Origin of the sequence: Flavobacterium sp., from assembly GCF_025352425.1 — a bacterium.
GTDB lineage: Bacteria > Bacteroidota > Bacteroidia > Flavobacteriales > Flavobacteriaceae > Flavobacterium.
Genome location: NZ_JANXTI010000076.1, coordinates 1 through 3030, shown reverse-complemented (window position 1 = coordinate 3030; position 3030 = coordinate 1). Strand labels below are relative to the sequence as shown.

The 3030-nt window shown below is 30.5% G+C and carries 4 protein-coding genes and 1 pseudogene; all 5 read right to left on the bottom strand.

Translation table 11 applies throughout. From position 1 onward, the window contains the following. Positions 1-243: 243 nt before the first annotated feature. Positions 244-1059: a HipA domain-containing protein gene (locus Q0Q99_RS09985; RefSeq protein ID WP_293895141.1), complete on the bottom strand. Its 816-nt coding sequence runs from the start codon at positions 1057-1059 to the stop codon at positions 244-246. A gap of 119 nt (positions 1060-1178) precedes the next feature. After that, the gene (locus Q0Q99_RS09980; RefSeq protein ID WP_293895138.1) at positions 1179-1508 is read right to left on the bottom strand and encodes a HipA N-terminal domain-containing protein; all 330 of its coding nucleotides are present in this window, start codon (positions 1506-1508) and stop codon (positions 1179-1181) included. Continuing rightward, complete coding sequence (locus Q0Q99_RS09975; RefSeq protein ID WP_293895135.1) at positions 1495-1710, bottom strand: helix-turn-helix transcriptional regulator; 216 nt, start codon at positions 1708-1710, stop codon at positions 1495-1497. Before Q0Q99_RS09975 ends, Q0Q99_RS09980 begins: the two co-directional genes overlap by 14 nt. Before the next feature lie 329 nt (positions 1711-2039). After that, positions 2040-2369 carry a hypothetical protein gene (locus Q0Q99_RS09970; RefSeq protein ID WP_293895132.1) on the bottom strand — a complete coding sequence of 110 codons (330 nt, stop codon included), beginning with the start codon at positions 2367-2369 and terminating at the stop codon, positions 2040-2042. 539 nt (positions 2370-2908) lie between these two features. After that, positions 2909-3030: pseudogene (locus Q0Q99_RS09965) on the bottom strand (IS982 family transposase); the annotation flags it as partial.

Below are 3030 nucleotides of genomic sequence, written 5' to 3'. Positions count from 1 at the left end.
ATAAAATTCCTTACTCCATTTCCTTACTCCGTAAAACTCTAATAAGATTGACTTTCAATAAAAAACCCCTTAATACCTGAATATTAAGGGGTTTTGGTGTAGCGAGGACGGGAGTTGAACCCGTGACCTCAGGGTTATGAAAATAATTAAATCCATCAAAACCTATAAAATAGAGAGGATTTATTATTGTTTTAGTGTGTTTTTATATAATTCCTTACTCTAAATTCCTTACTCTATTTCAATTTATGATATTCTTCCAAATCTATTATTTATCAATTCTTTGTAGGTAACTTTAAACTCATCACTAATAAAACTATCATCAATACAACGAATCCATTTTTCCCTCGACTTCTCCATTTTATTAAAAATGTTTTCTTGTTGTTTGTTGTCTAATTTAAAAGAATTGAATACCGTTATAAAATCTTTTCTACTAATTTTTTTCTTCTTGGCATTAAGAGTTAGTGCCAAATCTTCATCATCAGCAGGATTGACGATTGCCGTTGCCACCATATCATAAGAAGGGGATAGTACATAACCTTGTTCATTTGTTTTGATTATAGAGAAGTTTTTTAGGTGCATATCTGCATTCCCCGTTAAGAATGAAAACAACACTTGCTCAAAGAAATTTACCAAATCCAACCCCGGATTAGTGGAATGTTTCAAAAGAACTTTAGCAATCTGTTCGTAAGACCCGTGATACTTGTTTTCTGTCATTCTTTCTGTTAATTGACACATATCCTCCATTAAAAGTTTTTTACCTTTAATTCGGTCGATTCTCTTGGTTATGTATGCAAGATTCCCTGATTGTAATCGTATTAAACTATGTGGTACCATTTTTATTTTTGCTATGGTTCCCAAGTGCATTGTTAGGTCTTCCACCTCCGGTAATTGATTGAAATTCTTAGTCGGTGGTTTTAATATATAATCCCCCCATAAACCAACAATCGTAAACCTTTTTCCATCCCCTTTTTCACTTGGTGTTAATTCCAAAGATAATTTGGCTTGAACCCCTGTTAAAGTAGTTTGACTTTTTACCACTTGTAAAGCCAAATCTTCCATTTGGTTTTCTGTATAGGGTAATTCAGGAGGAGTAGATTGTCCAAATATTTTTTTACAACAAGTGCTGTGAAAATCTATTTCATTTTCCGTTAGGGGTTCGTAACAATAGAGACATCTTTTCATAATTCCTCATTATTTAATGGATGAACACTTACCGCACCTATGCAATCTTTACAACAAGCTAGCAATAGTCCCATTCGGTCTCTTGGATTTAGTTTCCAATTATTTTGGGCGATATCCAACAACCACCCTTCAGGAATTAGACCATCAAAAAAAGGAAACAAGATTTTACTTGTAAAAGGTTTTTCTTGTAAAGGTAATGTCAAACTAATTGGGTCAGGACTTGTAGCATTCAAATAAGAACTATCATAATTAAAATGATATCCATTTTCGTCTTCTTTCAACCAACCCGCAGTTTTATCATATATTTTTATTTCAGCCTTTCTCATCTTCCTCAAATTTTAGTTGAACTGCTCCAACTTGATATCCAAATAATTTCAACACCTGATTTACCTTGTCTAATCGTAGGGTTTCTTTACCTTGTTCCAATTCCCGCAAAAAACGAAGACCGACTCCTGCTTTCTCCGCCAATTCAGGTTGAGTCAATTTAGCGGAGGTTCTTTTTTGTTTAACAAACTTACTTATTTCCATAATGTGCACCTTTTCGGGTATAAAAGTATAAAAATATTTTTAATTTATACCCTATGAGGTGTAAAAATAGTTGTTTTATTTATATTATACCTTATTGGGTATAATTAACTATTTTGGTTAAATACACATAAAATAAATTTAAAACCAAGAGCGACCACCACAAAACTCTTGTAAGTATCAGTATTTACATGGGTTTCTTATTAAAAAGTTGAGCAAGACTTCTTGCTCAACTTTTTTAATCTCTTTAATTTATATTTCAACCGAATCAAATTCTACATTGATATATCGACTCTCGAAGTTCTCTGCGATTAAAACAATTACATTTCGCATTAGATTCCTACCTCTACTTTTAATGCTTTTCCAATTCGTTGAATAGCTGAATTAAATCCTTTAATATCTTTATTTCTTAACACATATAAATCACCTAATTTTTTATAAAGTCTTCTGTTTTTAACAGAACTTGGCATATCGTTATAATTCAAATAAATTGTTTTGCCGAATGCTTTATTAATTGCGATATGATTCTTAAATGAACCGTGATTTTGTTCTAGTACATCTCTAACTAATTCATAATAAGCCTCGGTATATGATTTGTTGTTGTACAATTGTCCGTTGAATTCGAACCCTTTTCTTTGGAATAAACTGCTGTAATTTTTCATAGATTAAATATTTTTAAAGTTTCATAAATTGTTTTTGAAAGAGTAGCTACCTGATTTCTTGACAAAGGTCATTCTATTATAAATCTGGTGCAGTATGAAAAATATTTTTTTATTTGAAACTTTTGTACAGGCTGTATCTAGTTTAATTTTAGTGTTCTAGCATGTTTTAAACCTCTTTATAAATGTTTTGAAGTATTACCAAATTTTCTAATGATTGGATGGTGTATTCGGTATGAAAGGTAGAATTTAAACCGAATATTTAATTTAATAATTTATTGATATAAATTCTCAATTTTTATTTTAGCTAGAATAATTTTATTATTTTTCATAAAATATAATTTTAAGAGTGATGTTTAATATTGTTTTTTGGCTTGCCCCCCTGCCCCCCATTGACAATTTTTAATATATCAAGGAGAGTTTAAGTTTAAAATATAGACAGAAGACCCAGTAGCCCCACTTCATATCATTGCTTTTCGTGATGGGGTATGACAGTCATTATTTCAGACTCAATTATCTATACTTTAACCCGTTGGGTGTAATTAAATAATTTGATTTTTAATATTGTTTATTGGTCTATCAAATATGAATTTATTGATATATTGAACCAAAGTTAATGCTGTTATTTTAGCTAAAATTCTTGTTTTAAATCCTTCAAAAGATT